Below are 3,245 nucleotides of genomic sequence, written 5' to 3' on the forward strand. Positions count from 1 at the left end.
TTTTTTTTTTTTTTTTTGTGGGGTGTGCGGGTGGCTCCGCCCCCCCCCCCCCCCCCCCACGACCACCACCACGCTATGATTGATTACTTGACTGCGATAAAATACTAATTCTATAGATTTTGATAATTAACTAATCGACCGATGGCCAACGATCAATCCGCTCAACAACCCGTCTGGACAAAGGGCGAACGACAGCTTTTCCGATTTGCCTTTCTTTATTTCCTCATTCAGGCCGTTCCGCTCGACTGGAAGTTTTACCGTGATCTGTTTACAATTGATTGGGGCACTTACTATTACCGTGACCTTTTCAACCTGTCGCGCTACGCTCCTCACTTTTTCGGTCCCGTCGATACGTTCGCTAACTGGGCCGTTGTGGCGCTGATTGCCATAATTGGTACAATAGTCTGGAGCCTTCGCGATTCGAAACGTACTGATTATAACGAGCTTTATTACTGGCTTCGGGTGGTGCTACGTTACCGGCTGGCGATTGGTGTCATTGCGTATGGATTTATCAAGTTATTTCCGTTGCAGGCTCCGCTTCCGTCCATCAGCAACCTCAACACGCACTATGGCGATTTCACGGCCTGGAAGCTGTTTTCACTGAGCTTAGGCGTTGTTCCTTCCTACGAATCCTTTCTGGGACTGGTTGAGATTCTTGGCGGTTTGCTGCTTCTCAACCGCAAAACCACGACCATCGGTACGCTGATTATCATTCCGTTTCTCGGTAACATTTTTATGTCGAATCTGGCTTACGAGGGCGGAGAATACATCTACAGTTTTCTGCTTACTACGTTCGCGCTGGTCTTGTTTGCGTTCGACGCTGTTCGGCTGTTTCGGCTGGTTTCGCTTGAGCAACCCACGGCGCCCAATCGCTTTCAGCCTGTTTTCAAAGAGCAGTGGCAGCGTTACGGTCGACTGGCGCTCAAAAGTGCGTTCATTTTCTTTGCTGTCTTCCTGTACGGCTACAAAACGCACGCAGCGTATAAAACGGGACCGTACCTGTTTCCGCAAACGCCTGGCCTGCCCGGAGCGGCTGGAATTTATGACGTAGCCGAGTTTACACTGGCGGGTAAGTCCATTCCCTACTCCAACACCGATTCGGTACGCTGGCAGGATGTTGTATTCGAGACCTGGAACACTATCAGTATTAAGTCAAACCGTCCTGTCATTCTCGACCGAGCCAATATCGAGCAAATTCATCGGGACGATACGTCGCGCACCTATGAACAGGCTGGTTCCGCCGGACGACATTATTACAGCTATCAGATTGATTCGATAAAGCACGTATTGACGCTTAAAAACCGTAATCCGAATTATCCGAACGAAATGCTACGTCTGCATTATGACCAAGCAGGGCGGCAAATTACGTTGTCCGGCCTGAACGAAAACCGGGACTCTGTCTACGCTGTGCTTCACAAGATCAATAAAAAATACCTCCTGAACGAAGCTGCCAAAGCGGGTCTTCGGGGTACACTCAAACTCTAATCGCTCCGTAACGATGGCACTCCCCAATATCAACCCCGAACGTTTAGACATAGGATTATCTTCACCCGAAGAATTAGTAGAACACAACCACGTAGCAGATCGGCAGGCCGCAGCCTATACGTCGTCTGGCGCTGCGAAACAGCCGCTGACCGAAACGCCGAAACGCTATAAAAACTGGACAGGAGGTCAGAAAATCGCCTTCCGCATTGCCTTTATTTTCTTTATTGTCATGTCGCTGCCAACCAGTGCGAGCTGGTACAAAAACTTTTTCTCGCTCGACTGGCTGCACCTGCACTATCGCGATTTGTACGACGTAGCGCGTTTTCAACCGAACATTCTGGGTCGCGCAAGCTGGTGGCCGGCTTGGTTGGGTTGGGGCGAATGGGTTTTTATTCTGCTCGTTTCTGCGGTGCTTGGGCTGATCTGGACAGCGATTGTACAACTACGTAAAGCTGAACCACGCAATTACAATTTGCTGTACTATTGGCTGCGGGTGGTGGTACGTTACCGGGCGGGTATTGGGATTATCGGTTTTGGTTTTACGAAGCTGCTGCCTACACAATTACCGTATCCGTCGCTGGGGTTGCTAAACACAAATTTCGGCGATCTGACGGCCCAGAAAATCTACTGGCTTTCCATCGGTATTGTGCCTTGGTACGAAGTCTTCACGGGCGTCGTCGAAGTGCTGGCCGGAGCGCTGTTGTTTTTCCGGGCTACTACGTTCTGGGGATCGGTGTTGCTTTTCGGTGCGCTGGCCGACATTGTTTACGTCAATCTGGCGTATGATGGGGGCGTTCACGGCTACAGTTCATACTTCGTGTTGCTATCAGGATTTCTGCTGGTGTACTACGTTCGGGATCTGTACAATCTGCTGATTCGGGAGCAGTTTACCATTCCGGCTTATTATTATCCATCATTTAAAGGCTGGCAGCAAACAGGAAGAATTGGCCTGAAAACAGCGACGATTGGCGTTTTTCTGGTACTATTATTCTGGATTCAATACGTCAACTTCCGCTACGATCCTTACAAACAGCCTGCTCAGAAAGGGGTTTCAGCGCTACGTGGTAATTATAACGTAACGGAGTTCCGACTCAACAACAAAGCCATTCCTTATTCGCCGGTCGATTCGGTACGTTGGCAGGAAGCTACGTTTGAAAATTGGTCCACGCTGACGTTTAAGGTCAACCGCGCCGTACCGCTCGATCTCTCCAATGGCGGAGGTTCGCCCATGCGCGACATCAACCGAACGTTTGAGCTGACGGGCGTAGCGGGCGGACAGCGGGTGTTTTATTACGATGCCGATCCGGTGAACCACGTCCTGTATTTGCAGGATAAATACCGTCCCTTCGACGGTCGTAGGGGAGAAGGTGAGGGTGAAGGCGGTGCATCGGCCAAACGGGACAAAAAGAAAGGAAAATCAGACCGAAACGGCAAATCGGATAAGGCAGCGGACAATTGGATTCCAGCCAAAGCGCTTGCCAATATCGGCCCTGAAGACCCAAAAATAGAACCGATAGCCCGCTCTACGCGACGCACGAAAGGAATCAAATCAGAGGCTCGCTTGGAAGATGGTAAGCGCAAACGCATGATTCTGAACTACCAGACTACCGACGGATCGCACGTGATTTTGACTGGTGTAAACGAAAATAAGGATTCGATTTACGTCGTACTGGATCGGGTCAATCGAAACTATGCGCTCTCGAAAAGTACGCTGAATGCCGGAACGTATTAACGGCCGGAGAATGGGCGTATCACAAATA

2 protein-coding genes are annotated in these 3,245 nt (G+C 50.1%); both read left to right on the forward strand.

Annotated features, from left to right (window positions below):
- Positions 1 to 141 precede the first annotated feature (141 nt).
- Positions 142 to 1,485, forward strand: coding sequence for a DoxX family protein (locus ACOJS8_RS00560; protein ID WP_420146582.1), 1,344 nt, complete (start codon positions 142 to 144; stop codon positions 1,483 to 1,485).
- Positions 1,486 to 1,498: 13 nt separating this feature from the next.
- Entirely contained in the window at positions 1,499 to 3,217 is a 1,719-nt protein-coding gene (locus tag ACOJS8_RS00565) for a hypothetical protein (protein WP_420146583.1), read from the forward strand.
- Positions 3,218 to 3,245 lie beyond the last annotated feature (28 nt).

Source organism: Spirosoma sp. (genome assembly GCF_048594605.1).
Lineage (GTDB): Bacteria > Bacteroidota > Bacteroidia > Cytophagales > Spirosomataceae > Spirosoma.

What these genes read in the sequence shown, in the direction of transcription:
- ACOJS8_RS00565 (WP_420146583.1), top strand. Translation starts at nt 1,499, where the DNA reads ATGGCACTCCCCAATATCAACCCCGAACGTTTAGACATAGGATTATCT.
- ACOJS8_RS00560 (WP_420146582.1), top strand. Translation starts at nt 142, where the DNA reads ATGGCCAACGATCAATCCGCTCAACAACCCGTCTGGACAAAGGGCGAA.